Annotated in this window: 26 protein-coding genes and 1 tRNA gene; 14 read left to right on the top strand and 13 right to left on the bottom strand. The window is 72.7% G+C overall.

The window, feature by feature from the left end; genetic code table 11:
• Positions 1 to 30: 30 nt before the first annotated feature.
• The gene (locus BLQ62_RS04840; protein ID WP_068533749.1) at positions 31 to 633 is read right to left on the bottom strand and encodes a TetR/AcrR family transcriptional regulator; all 603 of its coding nucleotides are present in this window, start codon (positions 631 to 633) and stop codon (positions 31 to 33) included.
• Positions 634 to 721: 88 nt separating this feature from the next.
• Positions 722 to 1,960 (bottom strand): phosphoribosylamine--glycine ligase, encoded by a 1,239-nt coding sequence (gene purD / locus BLQ62_RS04835; protein WP_176582432.1) that lies wholly within the window; start codon positions 1,958 to 1,960, stop codon positions 722 to 724.
• Between the two features lie 93 nt (positions 1,961 to 2,053).
• Here purD and BLQ62_RS04830 point away from each other — a divergent pair, with 93 nt between their 5' ends.
• Genes BLQ62_RS04830 through BLQ62_RS04820 form a run of 3 tightly spaced genes read left to right on the top strand, consistent with a single transcriptional unit; the run spans position 2,054 to position 3,940 of the window.
• A complete protein-coding gene (locus BLQ62_RS04830; RefSeq protein WP_068566971.1) occupies positions 2,054 to 3,055 on the top strand; it encodes a serine hydrolase in 1,002 nt (333 codons plus the stop codon).
• 9 nt (positions 3,056 to 3,064) lie between these two features.
• Positions 3,065 to 3,529, top strand: coding sequence for an ArsR/SmtB family transcription factor (locus tag BLQ62_RS04825; RefSeq protein WP_068566972.1), 465 nt, complete (start codon positions 3,065 to 3,067; stop codon positions 3,527 to 3,529).
• 9 nt (positions 3,530 to 3,538) lie between these two features.
• Positions 3,539 to 3,940, top strand: a complete 402-nt coding sequence (locus BLQ62_RS04820; protein ID WP_068566974.1) for an HIT family protein — start codon at positions 3,539 to 3,541, stop codon at positions 3,938 to 3,940.
• A 1-nt stretch (position 3,941) separates the two neighbouring features.
• Here the strand turns inward: BLQ62_RS04820 and BLQ62_RS04815 are convergent, their stop codons facing one another.
• From BLQ62_RS04815 to BLQ62_RS04800, 4 genes are all read right to left on the bottom strand, one after another.
• Positions 3,942 to 5,333: a sensor histidine kinase gene (locus tag BLQ62_RS04815; RefSeq protein ID WP_068566976.1), complete on the bottom strand. Its 1,392-nt coding sequence runs from the start codon at positions 5,331 to 5,333 to the stop codon at positions 3,942 to 3,944.
• Between the two features lie 7 nt (positions 5,334 to 5,340).
• Positions 5,341 to 6,048, bottom strand: a complete 708-nt coding sequence (locus BLQ62_RS04810; protein ID WP_170842895.1) for a response regulator transcription factor — start codon at positions 6,046 to 6,048, stop codon at positions 5,341 to 5,343.
• A 71-nt stretch (positions 6,049 to 6,119) separates the two neighbouring features.
• Positions 6,120 to 6,446, bottom strand: coding sequence for a GNAT family N-acetyltransferase (locus tag BLQ62_RS04805; RefSeq protein WP_068533390.1), 327 nt, complete (start codon positions 6,444 to 6,446; stop codon positions 6,120 to 6,122).
• Positions 6,443 to 7,447, bottom strand: a complete 1,005-nt coding sequence (locus BLQ62_RS04800; protein ID WP_068566978.1) for a pirin family protein — start codon at positions 7,445 to 7,447, stop codon at positions 6,443 to 6,445. The genes BLQ62_RS04805 and BLQ62_RS04800 overlap by 4 nt, the downstream gene beginning before the upstream one ends.
• An 18-nt stretch (positions 7,448 to 7,465) precedes the next feature.
• Between BLQ62_RS04800 and BLQ62_RS04795 the strand changes: the two genes are divergently transcribed.
• Both BLQ62_RS04795 and BLQ62_RS04790 read left to right on the top strand, forming a co-directional pair.
• Positions 7,466 to 7,930: a carboxymuconolactone decarboxylase family protein gene (locus tag BLQ62_RS04795; RefSeq protein WP_068566980.1), complete on the top strand. Its 465-nt coding sequence runs from the start codon at positions 7,466 to 7,468 to the stop codon at positions 7,928 to 7,930.
• A 96-nt stretch (positions 7,931 to 8,026) separates the two neighbouring features.
• Positions 8,027 to 8,854, top strand: a complete 828-nt coding sequence (locus BLQ62_RS04790; protein WP_139184160.1) for a hypothetical protein — start codon at positions 8,027 to 8,029, stop codon at positions 8,852 to 8,854.
• 12 nt (positions 8,855 to 8,866) lie between these two features.
• Here the strand turns inward: BLQ62_RS04790 and BLQ62_RS23715 are convergent, their stop codons facing one another.
• On the bottom strand, positions 8,867 to 9,040 hold the full coding sequence (locus BLQ62_RS23715) for a hypothetical protein (RefSeq protein WP_156483197.1): 174 nt from the start codon (positions 9,038 to 9,040) through the stop codon (positions 8,867 to 8,869).
• A gap of 165 nt (positions 9,041 to 9,205) precedes the next feature.
• Positions 9,206 to 9,376, bottom strand: coding sequence for a hypothetical protein (locus tag BLQ62_RS23710; protein WP_156483198.1), 171 nt, complete (start codon positions 9,374 to 9,376; stop codon positions 9,206 to 9,208).
• Between the two features lie 113 nt (positions 9,377 to 9,489).
• On the opposite strand from BLQ62_RS23710, the gene BLQ62_RS04780 reads away from it, so the two are divergent.
• Together BLQ62_RS04780 and BLQ62_RS04775 are read left to right on the top strand one after the other, a co-directional pair.
• Positions 9,490 to 10,329: an alpha/beta fold hydrolase gene (locus BLQ62_RS04780; protein WP_068566986.1), complete on the top strand. Its 840-nt coding sequence runs from the start codon at positions 9,490 to 9,492 to the stop codon at positions 10,327 to 10,329.
• A 63-nt stretch (positions 10,330 to 10,392) separates the two neighbouring features.
• Positions 10,393 to 11,421 carry an NAD-dependent epimerase/dehydratase family protein gene (locus tag BLQ62_RS04775; protein WP_068566988.1) on the top strand — a complete coding sequence of 343 codons (1,029 nt, stop codon included), beginning with the start codon at positions 10,393 to 10,395 and terminating at the stop codon, positions 11,419 to 11,421.
• On the opposite strand, the gene BLQ62_RS04770 is transcribed toward BLQ62_RS04775, so the two are convergent.
• Genes BLQ62_RS04770 through BLQ62_RS04760 form a run of 3 tightly spaced genes read right to left on the bottom strand, consistent with a single transcriptional unit; the run spans position 11,402 to position 14,530 of the window.
• The gene (locus BLQ62_RS04770) at positions 11,402 to 12,445 is read right to left on the bottom strand and encodes a sensor histidine kinase (RefSeq protein WP_068533404.1); all 1,044 of its coding nucleotides are present in this window, start codon (positions 12,443 to 12,445) and stop codon (positions 11,402 to 11,404) included. The genes BLQ62_RS04775 and BLQ62_RS04770 overlap by 20 nt on opposite strands.
• Positions 12,438 to 13,139, bottom strand: a complete 702-nt coding sequence (locus tag BLQ62_RS04765) for a response regulator transcription factor (RefSeq protein ID WP_068533407.1) — start codon at positions 13,137 to 13,139, stop codon at positions 12,438 to 12,440. The genes BLQ62_RS04770 and BLQ62_RS04765 overlap by 8 nt, the downstream gene beginning before the upstream one ends.
• A 20-nt stretch (positions 13,140 to 13,159) precedes the next feature.
• Positions 13,160 to 14,530 (bottom strand): hypothetical protein, encoded by a 1,371-nt coding sequence (locus BLQ62_RS04760; protein ID WP_231857655.1) that lies wholly within the window; start codon positions 14,528 to 14,530, stop codon positions 13,160 to 13,162.
• A 124-nt stretch (positions 14,531 to 14,654) separates the two neighbouring features.
• Here BLQ62_RS04760 and BLQ62_RS04755 point away from each other — a divergent pair, with 124 nt between their 5' ends.
• The 5 genes from BLQ62_RS04755 to BLQ62_RS04735 are packed head-to-tail and all read left to right on the top strand — an operon-like array spanning position 14,655 to position 18,172.
• Complete coding sequence (locus tag BLQ62_RS04755) at positions 14,655 to 15,320, top strand: glycosyltransferase family 2 protein (protein ID WP_068533409.1); 666 nt, start codon at positions 14,655 to 14,657, stop codon at positions 15,318 to 15,320.
• A complete protein-coding gene (locus BLQ62_RS04750; protein ID WP_068566990.1) occupies positions 15,317 to 15,994 on the top strand; it encodes a TIGR04282 family arsenosugar biosynthesis glycosyltransferase in 678 nt (225 codons plus the stop codon). The genes BLQ62_RS04755 and BLQ62_RS04750 overlap by 4 nt, the downstream gene beginning before the upstream one ends.
• A gap of 23 nt (positions 15,995 to 16,017) precedes the next feature.
• A complete protein-coding gene (locus BLQ62_RS04745) occupies positions 16,018 to 16,620 on the top strand; it encodes a methyltransferase domain-containing protein (protein ID WP_231857656.1) in 603 nt (200 codons plus the stop codon).
• On the top strand, positions 16,617 to 17,720 hold the full coding sequence (locus BLQ62_RS04740) for a molybdopterin-dependent oxidoreductase (RefSeq protein WP_068533413.1): 1,104 nt from the start codon (positions 16,617 to 16,619) through the stop codon (positions 17,718 to 17,720). The genes BLQ62_RS04745 and BLQ62_RS04740 overlap by 4 nt, the downstream gene beginning before the upstream one ends.
• Complete coding sequence (locus tag BLQ62_RS04735) at positions 17,717 to 18,172, top strand: hypothetical protein (RefSeq protein ID WP_068566994.1); 456 nt, start codon at positions 17,717 to 17,719, stop codon at positions 18,170 to 18,172. Before BLQ62_RS04740 ends, BLQ62_RS04735 begins: the two co-directional genes overlap by 4 nt.
• Here BLQ62_RS04735 and BLQ62_RS04730 read toward each other — a convergent pair.
• Positions 18,153 to 18,641: a GNAT family N-acetyltransferase gene (locus BLQ62_RS04730; protein WP_068533417.1), complete on the bottom strand. Its 489-nt coding sequence runs from the start codon at positions 18,639 to 18,641 to the stop codon at positions 18,153 to 18,155. The two genes, BLQ62_RS04735 and BLQ62_RS04730, sit on opposite strands and share 20 nt — an antisense overlap.
• 192 nt (positions 18,642 to 18,833) lie before the next feature.
• Between BLQ62_RS04730 and BLQ62_RS04725 the strand changes: the two genes are divergently transcribed.
• Positions 18,834 to 20,093: an SLC13 family permease gene (locus tag BLQ62_RS04725; RefSeq protein ID WP_068533419.1), complete on the top strand. Its 1,260-nt coding sequence runs from the start codon at positions 18,834 to 18,836 to the stop codon at positions 20,091 to 20,093.
• Positions 20,094 to 20,122: 29 nt separating this feature from the next.
• On the opposite strand, the gene BLQ62_RS04720 is transcribed toward BLQ62_RS04725, so the two are convergent.
• On the bottom strand, positions 20,123 to 21,001 hold the full coding sequence (locus BLQ62_RS04720; RefSeq protein WP_068567403.1) for a crotonase/enoyl-CoA hydratase family protein: 879 nt from the start codon (positions 20,999 to 21,001) through the stop codon (positions 20,123 to 20,125).
• Between the two features lie 43 nt (positions 21,002 to 21,044).
• Between BLQ62_RS04720 and BLQ62_RS04715 the strand changes: the two genes are divergently transcribed.
• A tRNA-Thr gene (locus tag BLQ62_RS04715) sits at positions 21,045 to 21,119 on the top strand.
• Positions 21,120 to 21,121 lie beyond the last annotated feature (2 nt).

Raw genomic sequence — 21,121 nt, 5'->3', positions numbered from 1 at the left:
GATTATCTCATGCACGCCCGGCCGCGCCGCTCACGCGAGCACGGGGGCCAGGTCGTCGACGACGGGGACGAGCGCGTCGCGGACCGCGCGGGGCACGTCCGCCCCGTTGGCGGTGAACGCGGCGAGGGCGGCGCCGTCCTCGATCGCCATCAGCCGCTCGACGTCGGACGGATGCGCCCGCCGGCCCGAGCGGACGAGGACCTCCGTGTGCAGTTCCGCCAGGACGCTGCGCATTCCGGCTTGCAGCCGGGTGAGCTCGGGGTCGCGCGTGCACAACACCATCCGCTCGTAGCGGGAGACGAGCACGCCGCGCTCGGCCTCGGACTCGCAGGCGAAGAAGACCGTCGCGAGCAGCTTCGCCAGGGCCGAATCGCCTCGCCGCCGCCGGCTGACCGCGTCCACCCGCTCGCGCACCGCGGCCACGTCGATCTCGCCCGCGTACGCGACGGCGTTCGAGAGCAGGTCCCCCAGCGACTCGAAGTAGTAGGTGGTGGCCGCGAGCGGGATGTGCGCGCGGTGGGCCACGGCCCGGTGCCGGACCGACTCGAATCCGCCTTCGACGAGGAGCTCACCGGCCGCGGCCACCAGGGCCGCGCGCCGGCGCTCACCCTTGGGCGTGGTCGCGGCTGTCATCTGGGACATGCTGCCAGCACGTCCCGTCCGGCATGACGGTTTCCACCACATCGTCGACACCCATCGGCCCCGACGTGGACAAACCTCGCTACTGCAAGGCCTGGTGGCCGATGTCCGTCCGGAAATGGCTGCCGGGCAGCTTGATCCGCTCGAGCTTGGCGTAGGCGTCCGCGCGGGCCGCGGCGAGATCGTCGCCGACGCCGACCACGTTGAGCACGCGACCGCCGTTGGAGACGAGCCGTCCGTCCTCGTCGACGGCCGTTCCGGCGTGGTAGATCCCCGCGCCGTCGGCCCCGGTGATGACGTCGCCCTTGCGCGGCGAGGCGGGGTAGTTCTCGGCGGCGAGGACGACCGTGATGGCGGCACCGTCGCGCCACCGCAGCGGCGGCAGCGCGCCGAGGCCGCCCGTGGCGGTGGCGTGCAGCGCCTCGCCGAGCGGCGACTGCAGCAGGCTCAGCACGGCCTGGGTCTCGGGGTCGCCGAAGCGGCAGTTGAACTCGACGACGGCCGGGCCCTCGGCCCCCATCGCCAGACCCGCGTAGAGCAGACCGGAGAACGGGGTGCCGCGGCGCACCATCTCGCGCGCGACGGGGCGCACGACGGTCTCGACGATCTCCTCGGTCGCGCCGGCGGCCAGCCAGGGCAGCGGCGCGTACGCGCCCATGCCGCCGGTGTTGGGGCCGGTGTCGCCGTCGCCGACGCGCTTGTGGTCCTGCGCGGGCAGCAGCGGCACCACGTCCTCGCCGTCGACGAGGCAGAAGAGCGAGACCTCGGGACCGTCCAGGAAGGACTCGAGCAGCGCGGGGCGGCCGGACTCGAGCAGGTCGGCGGCGTGCGCGCGGGCGGCCGCGCGGTCCGCGGTGACGACGACGCCCTTGCCCGCGGCCAGGCCGTCGTCCTTGACCACCCAGGTGGGGCCGAAGCGGTCGAGCGCGGCGTCGATCTCGGCGGGGCTGTCGACGATCTCGCTGCGCGCGGTGCGCACGCCGGCGGCGTCCATGACGTCCTTGGCGAAGGCCTTGGAGCCCTCGATCTGCGCGGCAGCGGCGGAGGGCCCGAAGACGGCGATGCCGCGGGCGCGGACCGCGTCGGCGACGCCGAGGACCAACGGCACCTCCGGGCCGATCACCACGAGGTCTGCCCCGAGGCGCTCGGCCAGCGCGGCGACCTCCTCGCCGGAGGAGGCGTCGACGTCGTGATTGGTCGCGATCGCCGCCGTGCCCGGGTTACCCGGGGCGGCGTGCAGCTCGGTGACCTGGGGATCACGGGTCAGGGCGTCGATGAGGGCGTGTTCGCGGCCGCCGGTGCCGATGACGAGTACTCGCACGTCGCAGACCTTACCGGTGCGGGGTCTGTACATCGCACCCCAGCACCAGTATCGTAATTCCGGAATTCCGATCCATCGATCCTGGGAGACCCGATGCGCCGCACCCTGATCACCGCCGTCGCCGCCGCCCTCGTAGCCGCGGTCCCCGTCCCCGCGGTGAGCGCCGCCCCGTGCGCCCCCGCGCCCGCGGCGGACACGAGCACCGCCGCCGGCTGGACCGGCTACCTCGCGCAGCACCGCGACGACGTCGCGCTGGTCGTCGACGACGGGCGGGGCGGCACGATCCGGCACCGCGCCGACGCGGCCATGCCGACCGCGTCGATGCTCAAACTCATCCACCTCGCCGCACTCACCGGCCGGGCCGGCGCCGGTGGGATCGACCTCAACGAGCGGATCCGCGTCGCCGACTGGCAGAAGTGGTACATCGATCACGAGGGCACTCCCGTCGACGGCGGCGCCCACATCAAAGCCCTGGAGTACCTGGGCATCCCGGCGACCAAGGGTGTCCCGAACGACCCGTCGGGCAGCGTCTCGCTGCACCAGCTCGCCGACGTGATGATCCGCTTCTCCGACAGCGCCGCCCCCGACGCGATCCGCGCGCGCCTCGGCGACGAGGCGTTGCAGGAGGTCATGACGCGCTACGGCATGCCGGGCCCCGTGCCCTCACTCAAGGGGCTCTACGAGGGGATCACCGGCAGCGGCGCCGCGACCGAGCAGCAGGCGTACGCCGCGATCGACCGCACGTACGCGGCGCCGGCCGCGTCGTTCGCCCGACTGATCGGCGATCTGGGGACCGGCCGGTTCGGCCCGGGCTCCGAGGCGGCGCGCCGCTTCCTGGAGTTCCAGGGCGCAGCGCCCGAGGGCCTGGCCGCGCTCGGCTTCAAGGGCGGATCGCTGTTCGGCGTGCTCACCGAGGCCTTCGAGGGCCGGCGGGCCGACGGTTCCGTCACCGTCGGGGTGCTCATGGTGCGCCGGGCGTCCGCGCAGGACGTGCGCAAGGACGTCGAGGCCGGCATGCCGCACCAGCAGCTGCTGGTGCAGGCGATGACCGACGACGGCACCCGCACGCGCGTGGCCTGCGCGCTGCGCTCGTAAACTCCCGCCATGACCGACGACGATCGCCTCGCCGCCCTCGAGGCGCGGGTGGCGGCCCTCGAGGCCGTGCTCGGGGACGCGCCCGCCGAGCAGGCACCCGACGGTGCCGGCACCGTCGGGTACGGGGGCGAGGTGACGCTGCACGGCGAGGTCGCCTGGCGCATCGACTACTCGGCCGGCGCCGCGACCGCCCTGCCCGCCGATCGGCTCGCGACGGTGCTCGGCGCGCTCGGGCACCCCGCGCGGATCGAGATCGTGCAGGAGCTGCTGCGGGGGCCGCGCACGGCGGCCGAGCTGGTCGAGCGCGCCGACGGCGGCTCGAAAGGCCAGCTGTACCACCACCTGAGCACCCTCACCGCCGCCGGCGTCGTGGACAAGGGCGCCCGCGGGCAGTACGCCGTCGCGCCGCAGAAAGTGGTGCCCGCGCTCGTCGCACTGCTCACCGCGGCGGACATCGGCGGGCTGCTCCGATAGCCTGGCCCCATGGCATCCGTGTTCTCGAAGATCATCGCCGGCGAACTCCCGGGCCGGTTCGTGTACCAGGACGATGCGGTGGTGGCGTTCCTGACCATCGCCCCGCTCACCCAGGGCCACGTGCTCGTGGTGCCGCGCGAGGAGATCGACCATTGGGAGTCGATCGACGACGAGCTGTGGAACCACATCACCACCGTCTCGCGGAAGCTGGGCCGCGCCGTCAAGCGCGCCTTCGACGCGCCGCGCGCCGGCGTCGTGATCGCCGGCCTGGAGGTGCCGCACCTGCACGTGCACGTCTTCCCGGCCTACTCGCTCAACGACTTCGACTTCGGCCAGGCCGATCCGAACCCCTCCGCCGAGTCGCTCGACGAGGCGCAGACGAAGATCGTCGAGGCCCTCGCGGCCGAGTGAGTCAGCGGGGCAGGCGCACGGTGAACGTCGCGCCCGCTCCCGGCGCCGTCTCGAGCGTGACGGTGCCGCCGTGCCGCTCGACGATCCCGTGCACGATCGACAGGCCCAGCCCCGCTCCGCCGCTGCCGCGGCTGCGGGAGGAGTCGGTGCGGTAGAAGCGTTCGAAGACGCGCGCGGCCTCGTCGGGCTCCATCCCCGGCCCGGTGTCCGCGACGGACAGCACCACCGCGCCCGGCTCCTCGGCGATCCGCACCCGCACCGAGGCGTCGTCGGGCGTGTGCCGCAACGCGTTCGAGACCAGGTTGGTCACCACCTGGTGCAGCCGGTCCCGGTCCCCCATCAGCCCGACGGTCTCCGCGCCCGCCTCGAGCGCGATGTCGCGGCCCGGCTCGCGCGCCTGCGCCGCGTGCACCGCATCGTCGGCCACCGCCACCAGGTCGACGGGGTCCTCCGCCAGCGGCCGGCGCGCGTCGAGCCGGGCGAGCAGCAGCAGGTCCTCCACGAGAAGCCCCATGCGCTGTGCCTCGGATTCGATGCGGGACATGACGAATCCGGTGTCGTCGGTGGCGCCCTGCCGGTACAGCTCGGCGAAGCCGCGGATCGACGTCAGCGGGGTGCGCAGCTCGTGCGAGGCGTCGCCGACGAAGCGGCGCATCCGCTGCTCGTCGGCGCGCGCCTGCTCCTCCGAGGCGGCCACCCGGTGGAAGGAGTCCTGCACCTGGTGCAGCATCGTGTTGAGCGACGTCGAGAGCCGGCCGACCTCCGTGTACGCGGGCGCCTGCGGGACGCGGCGCGTCAGGTCGCCCGCCGCGATCGCCTCCGCCGTGGCCTCCACCTGTTCCAGCGGACGCAGCGAACGGCGCACCACGAGGTAGCCGAGCCCGCCCGCGACGATCAGCACGCCCGCACCGATGAGCAGCTCGAGGACGATCATCGCCTGCAGGGTGTCGTCGACGTCGGTGAGCGTCACGGCGACGAAGGCCACGCCGTAGTCGGACGAGGACTGCACCACCCGCCACTGCGGCCCGTGCCCGCCGACCGACTGCACGGTCACGGCGTCGCCGCGCAGATCGCCCAGGCCCGAGAGATCGGGGCGCTCGGTGAAGTCAGGGTTGCTGATCTGCAGCTGCCGGCCGTCGGGGAGGAACACCGCCTGGTAGAAGCGGGTCGGCGGGCCGCCGCGGGGCGCCTGCGACAGGATCACCGGCTTGGGCCGCGCCCACGTCTCCGCCGCCTGGCGCAGCGCCTGATCCTCGCGCGAGATCAGCTGGTCCTTCATCGCCGCGGTCAGCGCGGCCCCCGAGGCCAGCAGGCCGAGGAGGACCAGGCCGACCACCAGCGCGACGAGCGAGACCCGCAGCGGCACGCGGGAGGCGAAGGACGTCGAGCCCATCGACGGCCTACCGCGGTTCGCGGAGCACGTACCCCACGCCGCGGAGAGTGTGGATCAGCCGCTTCTCGCCGGTGTCGACCTTGCGCCGGAGGTACGAGACGTACGACTCCACCACGTTGACGTCGCCGCCGAAGTCGTAGTGCCACACGTGATCGAGGATCCGCGGCTTGGAGAGCACCACGCCGGCGTTGACCATGAAGTAGCGCAGCAGGGTGAACTCCGTGGGCGAGAGCGAGACCAGCTCGCCCGCCTTCCACACCTCGTGCGTCTCGTCGTCGAGTTCGAGGTCGGCGAAGCTCAGGCGGGTCGTGGCCTCGTCCTCGCCGAAGCCGCTGCGACGCAGCAGTACGTTGATCCGCGCCACGACCTCCTCGAGGCTGAACGGCTTGGTGACGTAGTCGTCGCCGCCCAGGGTCAGGCCCGCCACCTTGTCCTCCACCGAGTCGCGGGCGGTGAGGAAGAGGGCGGGCGCCTCCACGCCGTCCTGGCGCAGCCGCTTGAGCAGTCCGAGCCCGTCCATGCCCGGCATCATGATGTCGAGCACCATGACGTCGGGCCGGAAGGTGCGCGCACGATCGAGCGCGGCCGGGCCGTCGGGGGCGACGGCCACGTCGAAGCCCTGGAACTTGAGGCTGACCTGCAGCAGTTCCCGGATGCTCTGCTCGTCGTCGACGACGAGGACGCGGGGCTGGGTTTCGTCTTTCACGCTGGACACCCCGCCATAGTGCACGCCGAGGCGGCCGGGATTCTGACGACTCGCTGGCAGTTCGCTGTGAACGTTTGCGATCAGCGCAGCGCGTCGAGGATGTCCGGGGTGACGGGATCGACGATGTCCTGCACCTCGGGGTGCTTGGTGACGTACTTCTTCACCAGCGGGCAGACCGGGACCACGCGCTTGCCGGCGGCGCGAGTGTCCTCCAGCGCGTCGTGCACGAGGATACCGCTCAGGCCGCGGCCGGAGAACTTCTCGTCGAGCTGGGTGTGCGGGAAGATCCGCTGCTCACCGCGGTCGATGAAGAGGGTGAAGCCGGCGAGCTCGCCGTCGACGGTGATGTCGTAGCGGCCCTCGGCGTCGTTGCGGGCGACGACGACGTTCTCGGTGGTCTCGGTCATTGCGGGTTCCTCCTGCGGGGCTTGAGCCGGGTGGTGGGGAGCGGTGGTGCGGGCAGGTACTGATCGTCGCGCCAGCCACTCACACTGCCGAAACGCGCGGCGCGCGCCTGCCATTCCTCGCGGTACTCGACGATCTCGTCGTGGGTGCGGCCGACGAAGTTCCACCACATGACGATGTCCTCGTCGAACGGGACGCCGCCGAGCAGGATCACGCGCGCGTCCTGCTCGGTGGGGTTGTGCAGGCGGAGGCCGCCGAGCCCCGGGGCGGTGTAGCCCAGGTCGCCCCAGGCGAGCGGGACGCCGTCGACGAGGAGGCGCTCGGTATCGAGCAGCACGCCGTGCTCGAAGGCCGGGTCGACCGCGAGCGCGACCCGCGCGCCGGGGCGCAGGATCACCTCGGCGCCCAGCAGCGGGGTGGCTGTGACGATCGGCGACGTACTGCCCGCCAGCTCGCCGATGAACACCCGGGCGGTGCCGCCGGGACCGTCGGCGTGCACGTCGGGCAGGTCGACGACGGGCGGCGCGTAGTGCTGGAAGCCGTTGTGCGCATTGCGCACCCGATCCGGCAGGGCGAGCCACAGCTGCACCCCGTGCAGGCGCACGGTCTGCGACGTGGAGACCTCGGAGTGGCTGATCCCGTAGCCCGCGGACATGAGGTTGATCTCGCCGGGGAGCACCGGCGCCTCGACGCCGGCGCTGTCGCGGTGCTCGATCTCGCCCTCGAACAGCCAGCTCACCGTCTGCAGGCCGGTGTGCGGGTGCGGCGGCACGTTCATGCCTCCCGAGCGATCCACCTCGTCGGGGCCGTAGTGGTCGGCGAAGCACCACGCCCCGATCATGGAGCGCTCGTGCGTGGGCAGGGTGCGGCGCACCGTCATCGCGCGGGGGCCGCCGAGCGGCACCTCCCGCGCCTGGATCACCTCCACCCCGGCGGCGGGGGCCGGGCCGTTCGCGGAGGCTCCGCACTCGACCTCTTCGGGCTGTCGGTCGACGTTGCTCATGACCGCTAGCCTAGTGGCATGCCAGCCCAGCGCGTGCGGATCGACAAGGCCTCCCCCCGTGTCTACAAGCAGATGGTCGCGGTCTCGACCGAGGTCGCCGCCGCGGCGGCCGACGCCGGAATCGGCCGGGACGTGGTCGAACTGGTGAACCTGCGGTGCTCGCAGCTCAACGGCTGCGCCTACTGCCTGGATCTGCACGCCCGCGCCGGTCGGGCGGCGGGCCTCACCGACCAGCAGCTCGACGTCATCGCCGCCTGGCGCGAGGCGCCGGGCCTGTTCGACGACGTGCAGCGCGCAGCGCTGGAGATCGCGGAGCTGGTGACCGGGATGCCGCCGCGCCACGCCGCGGACATCGCCTACGACCGCGCGACCGACGTGCTCGACGAGGCGCAGACCTCCGTCCTGATCTGGGCCGCCGTGACCATCAACGCCTTCAACCGCGTCTCCGTGGTGAGCGGGTACGAGGTGCGCCACCGGGCGTGACGCACCTCGAGGGTTCGCCGGTGCGCGGAGGGCTGACAGCGCGCTCGCCGTGACACCGGCTACGACAGCTTGCAGTTGTCGAATACAGTGATCGTCATGAGAAAGGTCGCGCGAGCCGGTCTCGTCGCACTCCTGCTGTCGGGGTGCGCCGTGAGCTCGCCCGAGCCGAGCGCGCCGTCCGTGTCGACCGCCGTTCCGCCCACAGCCGTCGCCACGGTGGCGGGGTGCGCGTCGGAAGAGATCCGCTCTCGTCCGTCGGCGACCGCAGCCATCCACTGCACGTTCACATCGCCGCGGTTCCCGCAGCTGACGTTCGAGTTCTCGGACCCCGGCGTGCCCGCAGCACCCGCGGCTCCGGACCGCACTCAGCGCGTCGTCGTGTACGACGGTCAGAACCCGGCACAGACGATCGAGGAGACCACCAGGGCACCCCACACCTCGGTGCCGCGAGTCCGTGACCTCGCCAACGACACGCACGGGCAGCTCTTCACCACGGTCGACTCGTCGGAGGGGGTCGGGCAGAGAACCACTGTGTGGCGCGCCCACGGTCTCCGCGGGCCCTTCGTACGCGCCGGCGAACTGACCGGATACGTCGACCGAATCACGGCGGTCGATGACTCCTACAACGTGATCTACGCGTCGGCTCCGCTCGCCAGCGGTGTCTACACGGTGTTCCGGCTGGTGGACGACCGCGTGGTGGATCTCGTCCGCCTGCCCGTGGCTCCTGCCACGCCGGTAGTCGACAGGGGATGGACTCGGCCCTGGCTCACGGTCGGGAACACACTGTGCCTGTTGAAGACTCCGACCGAGGAGGAGCTCCGCGCCCTGGCGGACGCCGGGTGGCAGTCGAGGACCGACGTGGACCGCGGACTGATTCAACGGCTGTGCCAGACCTCCTGGGTCCGGGACACCTACGCGGCGTGATCTGCCGGCTCGTCAGGCGGGCAGGCGCCCTTCGGCGACGTCGAGGACCCACTGCTCGGGATCCTCACCACGACGGTGCGCCAGCCTCACGAGAAGCTGAGCGCTCAAGCGACGGGAGCGAGGCGAATCCCCGGCCAATGCGAACTCGGCGTTCGCCCGCGCTTCGGCGCTGTTGTACTCACCCATCGATACCTCCTGATGTCGCCGGCTGCACTCCATTGTCGTCCACTGGAGCCCGTTCCGCCACGGCCTGCAGAATGGCCAATTCACTGGCGGTAAGGTCGGGCTCGGCCGCGAGTGCGTACATGACCGCGCGACCGAACTCCTGTGCGGCGATACTGTCCCGCTGATTCACCTGCTCGGCGGCCACTGGTACCGACGCCACCACTCCGTGCGTTCATCGTGCCTGGTCCGGTGGGCCCGATCCTTCGCCTCCGACCAACTGCGCTGGCCGAGCGTCGCGAGCACGCCGGCGATGCCGACCAGCCCCACCACCAACGTGGCCACCGGTGCACTGAGCATGATTTCTCCCCCTTCTCCATTGGACGCACCGGACGAGCGAGCGGTTCCCCCGCAACGCTGATCTCCGACCTGAGGAGGACGCCCCGAGCCCGCCATCGTGATTGGCTGAGGGCATGACGGAACGGATCACCGAGTTCGCCCGGTCGGGCCTGACCTTCCCCGTGGTCGACAGCGGGCCGATCGACGGCGAGATCGTCGTGCTGCTGCACGGCTTCCCGCAGACACCCACGTCCTGGGCGGCGACGGCCGAGCACCTGCACGCGCAGGGGTACCGCACCGTCGTGCCGTGGCAGCGCGGGTACGCGCGCACCGCGAGCCCCGCCCGGCGCTGGCAGTACCGCAGCTCCGAGCTGGCCGCGGACATCGCCGCACTGCTGGAGCGCACCGGCCCGGCGCACCTGGTGGGGCACGACTGGGGATCGTCGACGGCGTGGCTGACCGCGGCGACGTACCCGCACCTCGTGCGCACCCTGACGGCCGTGTCGGTACCGCACCCGCTGGCGTTCCTGCGCGCGTTCCTGCGATCGGACCAGGCGCTGAAGTCGTACTACATGTATCTGTTCCAGGTCCCCGCCGTCCCGGAGTTCCTCGCGCGGCGCTTCCCGGGTCGGTTCGAGGCCTTCCTGCGCGCCAGTGGCATGCCCGACGAGGCGATCCGCACCGTCGTCGACGAGGTGCTCGAACCCGGGCTGCTCGGCGGCGGCCTGAACTACTACCGGGGCATGCCGTTCACCGCCGTGAAGCCGGGCGAGGGCGCCCGCGTCAGCCGCCCCGTGACGTACGTCTGGAGCACCGAGGACGTCGCGCTGACCCGGGCCGGTGCGGAACTGGCCGGGGAGTACGTCGACGGGCCGTACCGGTTCGTCGTGCTCGAGGGCGTGAGCCACTGGATCCCCGACGAACGGCCCGCGGAACTCGCGCAGCTCATCGCCGAGACCGCTGCGCAGGTGTGACGAGTCGGTGACGGACGGCGCGCCGCGCTCGACGGCGCCCATCCCACCGGCGAGCATGGCCCCATGCGCGTACTGCTCACCGGCGCCGCCGGGTTCATCGGCTCGCACATCGCGGAGCTGATCGCCGAGGACGAGCGGCACGAGATCGTCGGGATCGACGCGATGCTCCCGCAGGCGCACGCGAGCGGCGACGTACCGGACGGCGTACGCCACCTCGACCTGCTCGACGGCGCGGGGCTCGACGACGCGCTGCGCGGCGTGGACGCCGTCTGCCACCAGGCGGCCGCGGTCGGCGCGGGTGTGGACGCCGCGGACGCGCCGATGTTCGCCGCCAACAACGATCTCGGCACCGCGGAGCTGCTCGCCGCGATGGCGCGAGCGGGCTGCCGCCGGCTGGTGCTGGCCTCGTCGATGGTGGTCTACGGCGACGGGGCCTTCGTCGACGCCGCGGGGCTGCCCGTGACGCCACTGCCGCGCACCGTCGAGGACGTGCGGGCGGGCCGGTTCGAGCGGATGCTGCCCGACGGCACCGTCGCACGGTGGGCCCTGACCGGCGAGGACGCGCCGATCGCCCCGCACGGCCTGTACGCGGCGTCGAAGGCCGCGCAGGAGTTCTACGCCGCGGCGTGGGCGCGGGCGACGGGCGGCACCGTGACCGCGCTGCGCTATCACAACGTGTACGGGCCACGGATGCCGCGCGATACGCCCTACGCGGGGGTCGCCTCGATCTTCCGTTCCGCGCTGGCGGCGGGGCGGGCGCCACAGGTCTTCGAGGACGGCCGCCAGACCCGTGACTTCGTGCACGTGCGCGACATCGCCCGCGCGAACGTCCTGGCGCTGGAGTCGGATCCGGCGCCCGGGTCGCGTGCGTACAACGTCTGCTCGGGTGTGCCGGTGACGATCGGCGAGGTCGCCGAGGTGCTCGCGCGGGAGAGCGGCGGGCCCGCGCCGATGGTCACCGGACAGTCGCGCGCGTCCGACGTGCGGCACATCGTCGCCGATCCGCGCCGCGCCGCCGCCGAACTCGGGTTCACCGCGGCCATCGGTCCGGAGCGCGGCCTGGCGGAGTTCGCTACCGCGCCCCTGCGCTGATCCCGCGCCCGCCGTCCGCGGGCAGGCGCACCTCGAATCGCGCCCCCTGCCGCAGGTTCTCGGCCACGACGGTGCCGCCGTGCACGTCCACGAGACCGCGGGCGATCGCCAGTCCCATGCCGGTACCCGCGGGCAGTCCTGCGGTGTTGACCGGCGAGCGGTGCGCCGTACCGCGGTAGGCGAGGTCGAAGATGCGCTCGAGATCGGCGTCGTCGATGCCGGTGCCGGTGTCGTCCACGCGGAGCACCACCTCACTCTCGTTCGCGCGGACCGCGATCGTCACGCGCCCGCCCGCGGGGGTGTGCGCGAGCGCGTTGAGCACCAGGTTCCGCAGGATCCGCGCCAGCGCGGACACGCCCACCGGCGCCGGGACCGGCTCGGGCGCATCGAGTTCCAGCCGCACCCGGGCCCGGCTCGCCATCTGCCCCAGGCCAGCCCGCACCTCATCGGCGACCTCCCGCACGTCGATCGTCTCGAGATCGAGGGTGAGCGAACCCGAGTGGATACGGGACATCTCGAACAGGTCGTCCACCATCGACGACAGGCGCACCGTCTCGCGGTCGATCCGCTCCGCGAAGTCGGTCACGTCCTCCGGATCGGTGACCACGGCGTCGCGCAGCGCCTCGGACATCGCGCGGATCCCCGCCAGCGGCGTGCGCAGGTCGTGGCTCACCCACGCGACGAGGTCCCGCCGCGCCGCCTCGGACGCCCGCTCCTGCTCGCGGATCTGCCGCTCCCACACCGTGCGCCGCGCCTGGAACCGACCGAGCGCGACGGCCGCGGGCACGGCGACCACGAGGACGGCGCCGAGCACGGCCACCGTCCGGGTGAAGTCGGAGGTGAACATGAACCCGCTGACGCCGATCACCCCGGAGAGCACCGCGAGCACCGGGATCAGCACCAGGATCACCATCGACAACTGCAGCGACATGCCCCGCGAGCGCCACAGCACCAGCGCACCCGCGAGCACCACGGGCGCCGACCACAGCAGCGCCAGCGCCGCGATGGACAGGATCTCAGTCATCGGTGCCCTCCTCGCCCGATCCCCATCGGTAGCCACGGCCCCAGACCGTCTCGATCCGGTGGTCGTCGCCGAGCTTGGCGCGCAGCCGCTTGACGTGGACGGTCACCGTCGACAGATCGCCGAACTGCCAGCCCCACACCTGCTCGAGCAGGTCCTCGCGGGTGAAGGCCTCCCCCGGGTGGGCCAGGAAGTGGGCCAACAGATCGAACTCGCGGCGGGTGGTCCCCACAGCCCGGCCGCTCGCCGTCACCGTCCGGGCCGCGGCGTCCAGGACGACGGCGCCGTCGCCGAGCGCGGCCGCGTGCTCGTGGGGCGCGCGGCGCAGGACCGACGCCACGCGCAGCGCCAGCTCGCGGGGGCTGAACGGCTTGGTGACGTAGTCGTCGGCGCCCGCGGCGAGCCCCGTGACCCGGTGATCCTCCTCGCCGAGGGCCGTCAGCAGGATCAGCGGCAGGTCGCGGCGGGCACCCACCGCGCCACCGCGGACCCGACGGCACAGCTCGATCCCGTCGAGACCCGGCATCATCACGTCGAGGACGGCGAGCCGCACCCGGCCGGCGGCGAGGTGCTCGGCGGCCGCCGCACCGTCGGCGACGATGGACGTGGGCAGGCCGTCGCGCTCGAGGTAGCGCCGGACCACGTCGCTGACCAGCGGATCGTCGTCAGCGATCAGGACATATCGATCGTCGGCCATCCGCGCCTTTCGTTCCTCGGTCACTGGTAGATCAGCACCGCGTGCGTGACGAGGAGCGCGCCCGCCACCTGGGCGGCGAGCCATCCTCTCGCGATCGCAACACTGCGTCTGTACCAGAGCATCCCCGCTCCGGCGGCGATCCACACGGTGAACGGCAACCAGATCCTCTCCACCTCCGCCTTGCTCAGGGCCGACAGGTCCGCGCCGAGCACCATCACCACCGCCCCGGCGACGAGCGCGGCCAGCGCCTCGGGGGTGCCGAGCAGCGATCGGCGGAAGGGCCGCAGCACCCCCGGGACCAGGCCGATCGCCGCCACCGCGGCCACCCCGACGGCGCAGGCCGCGGCCGCCAGGTTCCCCCAGCCCCAGTAGGCGAACGGCCGGAAGGAGGCGATGCCCTGGTAGTAGCGCAGCACCACCCCGTGGTAGCCGTCGAGCCACCAGAACCCCGCCAGGGCGAACGCCGCGACCACGACCAGCGCCGCGGGGACCGCGGTGAGCAGCGGGCGCGCGTTCCGGGCGATGATCAGCACCGTCACGGCCAGGAAGCCCATCAGGATCAGGCCGTAGTTGAGGAAGATCCCCCAGCCGAGGAGCAGGCCGGCCAGCACGCCGAACGCCGTCGCGCGGCGCCCTCGGGCGACGGCGGCCACCGCCAGCGCCGCGATCCCCCAGGCTGCGACGCCGGCGAAGTAGGCGTCGCCCGACGGTGCCATCCACAGCGCCCCGGGGAAGACGGCGAGGAAGGGGGCGCAGCAGCGGGCGATCTCCTCGGTGCCCAGGGTGCGCACGGCGAGCAGGATCGCGGCGGCGGCGGAGGCTCCCGCGGCCGTGCAGAACAGCGCCGCCCAGGTGCCGCCGCCCAACCCGATCCGGTCGAGTCCGACGAAGGTCAGCAGCGCACCCGGCGGATGTCCGGAGACGTGCACGGTCCAGGAATCGGGCTGGTAGTCGGGGATGCGGCGGGCGAACTCGCGCACGGCGGCACCGACATCCGCCTCGGCACCCGGCACCTCGTGCAGGTACTGGTCGTACCCGGTGAGCTTGGTCCGGAACCGCTCCCACCCGGCGACGGTGCCCAGGCTCAGCGCCCAGCCGAACAGGACGAGCGACGACAGCGCCGCGAGCCGCCCGAAGGGCAGGCTGCGGGCCAGGGCCGGGCCCCAGAGCAGCACCGCGATCGCGATCACCACCGCCGGCACGGTGCCCGGGCCGGCGTGCGCCTCGAAAACACCGAACAGGGGCGCGGATTCGGCGACCAGCGTCTTGCGGAACTCGTCGCCGAGCAGGAACGGCACGATCACCGCGGCCGCGACGAGGAGCAGTGCACCCCCCGCCCATCCGAGCGCACGGCGCACGGAACGGCCGGTCGCGACAGTTTCGATCGGCATGCCCTCGACCGTATCGGCCGCGCCGCCGCCCGACGGGCCCACGAGGGCCGGGACGGCGCACCGTCATACTTTCGTCACCGCGAACACCTGTCCCGGACCGCGCGGCCTTCCTAGCGTGAGAGCCATGACTGAGATCGAGCCGGAGGCGGTCACCGTGGTGATCCCCTGCCGGAACGAGGCGGAGTCGATCGGTCCGGTGATCGACGCGCTGCCGGCGGGGTACACCGCCCTCGTGGTCGACAACGGCTCCACCGACGGCACCGCGGAGATCGCGCGCCGGGCGGGCGCGCGGGTGGTCACCGAGCCGCGGCCCGGGTACGGGAGCGCCGTGCACGCCGGGATCGCCGCCGCCCGGACGGAGGTCGTGTGCACCGTCGACGGTGACGGATCGATGGACCCCGGTGAGCTCGTCCCGCTGGTCGCGGCCGTCCGCGACGGTGCGGACCTGGCCGTGGGGCGCCGCCGCCCCGACCCGGCCGAGGTGTGGCCCTGGCACGCCCGCCTGGGCTCCGCGCTCGTCGCGGCGCGGCTTCGCGGCCGGTACGGACTGCCCCTGCACGACATCGGCCCGATGCGCGCGGTCCGCCGTGAGGCGGTACTGGGCCTCGGCGTCGTCGACCGGCGCTCCGGGTACCCCGTCGAGTTGCTGGCCCGCGCCGGCGCGGCGGGCTGGCGCGTCGTCGAGCACCCGGTGCGGTACGGCCCGCGCACGGGCGGTCGATCGAAGGTCTCCGGGTCGATCACCGGCTCGATGCGGGCCACCGCCGACTTCCTGCGGGCGGCGCGATGAACACGGTGCTGGTCGTCGCGAAGGCGCCCGTCCCGGGGCTGGTGAAGACCCGTCTGACCAGTGCCTACACCCCGCGGGACGCAGCCCGGCTCGCCGCGGCCGCGCTCCGCGACACGCTCTGCGCCGCGCTCGCCGTTCCCGGCGCGCGGTGCGCGGTGGCGCTCGGCGGCCTTCTCGACGACGCCCTGGACCGCGACGAGCTGCGGATCCTGCTCGCTCGCTGCACGGTCTTCCCCCAGGCCGAGGGCGGCCTGGCGCAGCGGCTCGTCGCCGCCCACGAGCGCGCCGCCGAACTCGGCGGTGGGCCGGTCCTGCAGATCGGCATGGACACCCCGCAGGTGCGGCCGGAGCTGCTGGCGCTCAGCCTCGAGGCATCCCGACGGTGCGCGACGCTCGGCCCCGCCGTGGACGGGGGCTGGTGGGCGCTCGGCGTGCCCGAGGGCGCGGCCTCCCGCCTCACCTGCCTGTTGGACGTGCCCATGTCGACCGCGCACACGGGCGAGCGCACTCGCGAGGCGCTCATCGCCGCCGGTCTGGCCCCGCGGGCGCTCCCGCCGCTGCGGGACGTGGACCGGCCCGACGACGTGGTCGCCGTCGCTGCGACCTGCGGCGCCGGCTCATGGTTCCGGCGGGCCGCGCACACGCTGCACCCGGGCGCCGGGCGGTGCGCATGAGTGCCGCGCACTGGGATTCGGTCATGGCGGGCCGCAGCGGTGAGCTGCAGACCGCCCGCGGCGACGTGCACCGCCTGCCGGTGGGGCGCTGGCTCGGCCACGACCGTGCCGACGCCTCGGTGATCGCCACCGTCATCGCGTGGTGCCACGGCCCGACGGTGGACCTCGGGTGCGGCCCGGGACGGATCGTCGACCTGCTGCTGCGACGCGGCATTCCCGCACTCGGCGTGGATGATTCGCCGCAGGCCGTGCGCCTGACCCGGGAGCGGGGCGCGGCGGCGCTGCGCCGCGACGTGTTCGCGCCACTACCGGGCGAGGGCAGGTGGTCGCACGCGATCCTGCTCGACGGGAACATCGGAATCGGCGGGGATCCGGTGCGCCTGTTGCGCCGGGCGGCCGCCCTCGTGGAGGTCGGAGGAAGCGTGGTCGTCGAAGTGGAGCCGACGGAGGTCGGCGTCGTGCAGGAAGCGGTGCGGGTCCGGGCGGCCGGAGGGCACTCCCTCTGGTTCCCCTGGGCGCGCGTCGGATTCGATGCACTGGACGGCCTGGCGGAGGCCGCCGGGCTACGGCCGGTGCGCCGGCTGGACCATCCGTCCGGCCGCCGGTGCGTGGAGCTGGTCCGATGACCAGCCCGTCGCCCACGGGGCCGCCCGCGTTCCGCCAGCCGGTGGTGGCCGCGCGGATCGGCATGCTGCTGGGCGTCTGCATCGTGATCTGCTTCGCCACCGGACTTTTCAGCCACTTCCTGCAGCATCCGCCCGCCTGGTTCGACGCGCCGCGCTCGCCGTACTGGCTCTTCCAGGCGACGCAGGGGCTGCACGTCGCGACCGGCGTCGCCGCGATCCCGCTGCTCATCCTCAAGATCGCGGTGGTGTACCCGAAGCTGTTCGAGCGACCGGTCTTCGGCGGGCCCAAGCGGATCGCGGAGCGACTCTCGACGGGTGCCATCGTGCTCTCGATGTCGTTCCAGCTCTTCACCGGCCTGCTCAACATCGCGCAGTGGTACCCGTGGAAGTTCTTCTTCCCGGCCGCGCACTACGCGACCGCCTTCGTGGTCCTCGGCGCGGTGGGCGTGCACCTGGCCATCAAGATGCCGATCGTGCGCGAGGCCTTCCGCCGCGGCACCGAGAAGGCGTACACGCCCGGGGTTTCGCGGCGGACCGTCCTCACCGCCGGCGTCGCCGCCGCCGGGCTCGCGGTGGTCACCATCGGCACGCAGTCGATCCCCGGCCTGCACCGCCTCGCCGTGCTCGCGCCGCGGTCGGGCCGCGGCCCCCAGGGCATGCCCGTCAACCGCACCGCGGCCGCGGCCGGGGTGACGGAATCGGCGCGCGCGGAGGAGTTCCGGCTGGTGATCCAGGGCCCCCGCACGGTGGAGCTCACGCTCGCGCAGCTGCAGGCGATGCCCCAGCACACCGTGCACCTGCCGATCGCCTGCGTCGAGGGCTGGACCCAGTACGGGTGGTGGACGGGCGTGCGGATCGCCGACCTCGCCGCGCTGGCCGGCCTCGACGACACCGACCTGCGGTTCGCCTCGCTCGAGCGCGGCCTCTACGCGCAGTCGACGATGGAGGCCGCGAAGGTGCGCGACGAGACCTCGCTGATCGCACTGCGATTGAGCGACGAGGAGCTCGACATCGACCACGGCTACCCGTGCCGCGTGATCGCAGCCGCACGGCCCGGCGTGCATCAGACCAAATGGGTGACGAGGATCGAGGCGGCATGACCGACGAACAAACGCAACCACTGAGCCCGGGCCTCAAGGGCCTGCAGGTCGTGCTGGTCGTCGTGGGGCTGGCACTGATCGTCTACGGGCTGTCCCTGGCGATCGAGGACCTCCCCACGCCGGACCTGATCTCGGCGGCGGTGTGGGCGCTCGCCATCGTCATCGTGCACGACGGCGTGATCCAGCCGCTGCTGCTGCTCCTCGGGCACGGGGCTCTGCGGGTGCTGCCACCCACATGGTGGCCGGGCGCCCTGTGCGGCGCGGCCGCGGGCGTGACGGTGCTGGCCCTGGGCGCGGCGGTGGCGCTGCCCCGCCCGCCGGGGAAGGGCGCGCTCAACCCGACGATCCTGGACCAGCCCTACGGGGTCGCGATCGTCGCTCTGCTCGCCGCGATCGCGGCGGCGTGCGTGGTCTCCGGCGTGGCGCGGACGATCACAGGATCTTCTGCATGAGGACCAGGTCCAGCCAGCGGCCGAACTTGATCCCCACCTGCGGCATCTGACCGGTGACCCGGAAGCCGAGCTTGCGGTGCAGCGCGACCGAGGCGTGGTTCGACTCCTCGATCGCGGCGACGACGACGTGCACGTCGGACTGCTCGGCGCGCTCGATCAGCGCCTTCATCAGGGCCTCGGCGATCCCGCGGCGGTAGAAGCCGTCCGCGACGTACACCGAGTTCTCGACGGTGTGCCGGTACCCCGACTTGGCCCGGAACGGGCCGTACGTGGCGTACCCGCCGAGCTCACCGTCGACGATGGCGACGAGGACAGGGAACCCACCGGCGCGGCGCTCGGCCAGCCACGCCTCGCGCTCGGCGAGGTCGGCCTTCTCCTCGGACCAGATGGCGGTCGAGTTCTCCACGGCATCGTTGTGGATGACGAGGATCGCCGGAAGGTCGGCCGGTCGGGCGTCGCGGATCTCCATGGGACCAGCTTATTGCTCGGCCGCGAAGTTGCAGAACAGGTGGGCCGCGCCGGACATTTCACCTGATCCGGGTGCGAACCGGACCCGCCCGCCGAGCGGGTGGAGGACATGTGGGCCGAGAACTGTAGTTTCGGATTGAAAACTTCAGTTCGGCGCCCTGCGCCGGGCCCGTCGGCCGGCGGAAGGAGTCCCGTGACCGCGCCGCAGATCCTCTCGGTCGTCCTCCTCCTCGCCGTCCTGGTCGTCGCCATCGGGCGGCGGATGAACATCGGCGTCCTGGCGCTGGCGGCCGCACTGCCCGTGCTCGCCGTCTCCGGATTCGACGCCAAGGCGATGTACACCGCCTTCCCCGGCGACATCTTCGTGCTCATCGCGGGCGTCTCCCTGCTCTTCGCGCACCTCGAACGCAGCGGTGCCCTCGCGCTCGTCGTCGACCGGGTCTACGCCGCCATCGGCGACCGCCACGGACTGCTCCCCTGGGCCGGCTTCGCGATCGGCGCGGCGCTGTCGACGGCGGGCGCGTTCTCGACGGCGCCGATCGCCTTCCTCGTGCCGATGATCGCGCACGTCGGGGTCCGCGCGCCGCGGATGTTCCTGCTCAGCGAACTGGCGGTGGTCATCGGGGCGAACTCGGCGGGGCTCTCGCCGCTGAACCCGACGGGCGCGGTGGTCCGCACCGCCGCGGACAAGGCCGGCGTGCACTACTCGGGCTGGGGCCTGTGGGCCGTCTCGATGGCGGTGGCCGTGACGGTGGTGGTGATCCTGCAGGCCCTGACCGCCCTCGCCCGGCGGCGGGGGCACCCCGTCGAGGCCACCCCCGCGCCGGCGGCGGCGGACGAGCAGGGCGGACCGTCGAACCGGTGGTACATGGCGGCGTCGGGCGCGGCCCTGATCGCGTTCGTCGCGCTGGTGGTGCTGGCGGGGACGGACGTGGGCGTCACCGCGATCTGCCTCGCGGCGCTGCTGCAGATCGCGTTCCCCACGGCCGCCGACGAGCGGGCGCTGCTCGCGCGCATCCCGTGGAACTCGATCCTGCTGCTGTGCGGGCTGTTGACCTACCTCGGGCTGATGCAGAAGATCGGGACGATGGACTCGATCGCCGAGATCCTGCGGCACCTGGGAACCGGGGCGCTGCTCATCCTCGTCATCGCGTACTTGACCGCGCTGCTGTGCAACATCGAGAGCTCGACGCTCGGCGTGCTCGGGCTGATGACGCCGATCGCCTTCGCCGCCTTCGGGCACACCGGCGTCGTGTTCTGGGTGACGGCGGCGATCTGCGTGCCGTCCGCCCTCATGGTGATGAACCCGATCCACGTGGCCGGGACGCTCATCATCGGCAACACGGCGCCCGACGAGCAGGACCGGCTGTTCCGGCGGCTGCTCACGCTCGCGGGCGCGCTCGCCGCCACCGCACCCGGGCTGCTGAGCCTGATCCCCATCGCCCTGCTCTGACCCGCGGTGCCCGCGGGCGCGAGCACCGGTCAGTCGGCGACGATGCGCGGCACCTCGGACGCCTTCGAGGTGAACTCGGGCGCCCGCTTCTCCAGGAACGCGGCCACGCCCTCCTTCCCGTCGCCGATCGAGGTGTAGTACATGCCGAGCGAGTCCATCAGATGCTGATCCAGCGGCTTCGCGGCGCCGAGACCGCGGTAGATCAGCTGCTTGTTGATCGCGATACCGGCGGCGGAGCGGCCCTTGACCCACGAGCGCGCGAGCTCCTGCGCGGCGGGCACCAGCTCGTCGGGCTCGTGCAGGCTGCGCACGAGGCGGCCCTCACGCGCCTGCTCGGCGGTGAGGATGTCGGCGGAGTAGACCCACTCCAGCGCCTGCGCGGGGCCGACGATGCGGGGCAGGAACCAGCTCGAGCACGCCTCCATCACGATGCCGAGGCGGCCGAAGACGAAGCCGATCCGGGCCTTCGTCGACGCGAGGCGGGTGTCCATCGCGAGGGTCATCGTCGCGCCGATGCCGACGGCGGGGCCGTTGATCGCGGCGATCACCGGCTTGGGGAGCGCGTGGATCGCCAGGGTGAGCTTGCCGCCGGTGTCGCGCACGCCGGTCTCGTAGGGCTCCTGATCATAGGCGGCGGCGAACTCCTCCGGGGTCGGGCGCAGCGACTCGTCGAGGCCGAAGACGTTGCCCTCGCCCGTGAGGTCCATGCCGGCGCAGAACGCGCGGCCGGCGCCCGTGACGACGACCGCGCGGATGTCGTCGCTGTGGGCGTGCACCTGGAAGAACTCGGTCAGCTCGCGCGCCATCGTGACGCTGAAGGCGTTGAGCTGGTCGGGCCGGTCCAGGACGAGGGTCGCGATGCCGTCGTCGTCGACGCTCCAGCGGATGGTCTCGAAGGAATCAGTCATGCCGGTCACGATATGCTGTGCTGCGCCGGCCGCAGGGCCGCACGCCTCCCTAGCTCAGTGGTAGAGCACCGCTCTTGTAAAGCGAAGGTCGTCGGTTCAATCCCGACGGGGGGCTCCACG

This window comes from Tsukamurella pulmonis (genome assembly GCF_900103175.1).
Taxonomy (GTDB): Bacteria; Actinomycetota; Actinomycetes; order Mycobacteriales; family Mycobacteriaceae; genus Tsukamurella; species Tsukamurella pulmonis.
The sequence above is the reverse complement of the archived record's forward strand: the minus strand, read 5'-3'. Positions and strand labels throughout refer to the sequence as shown.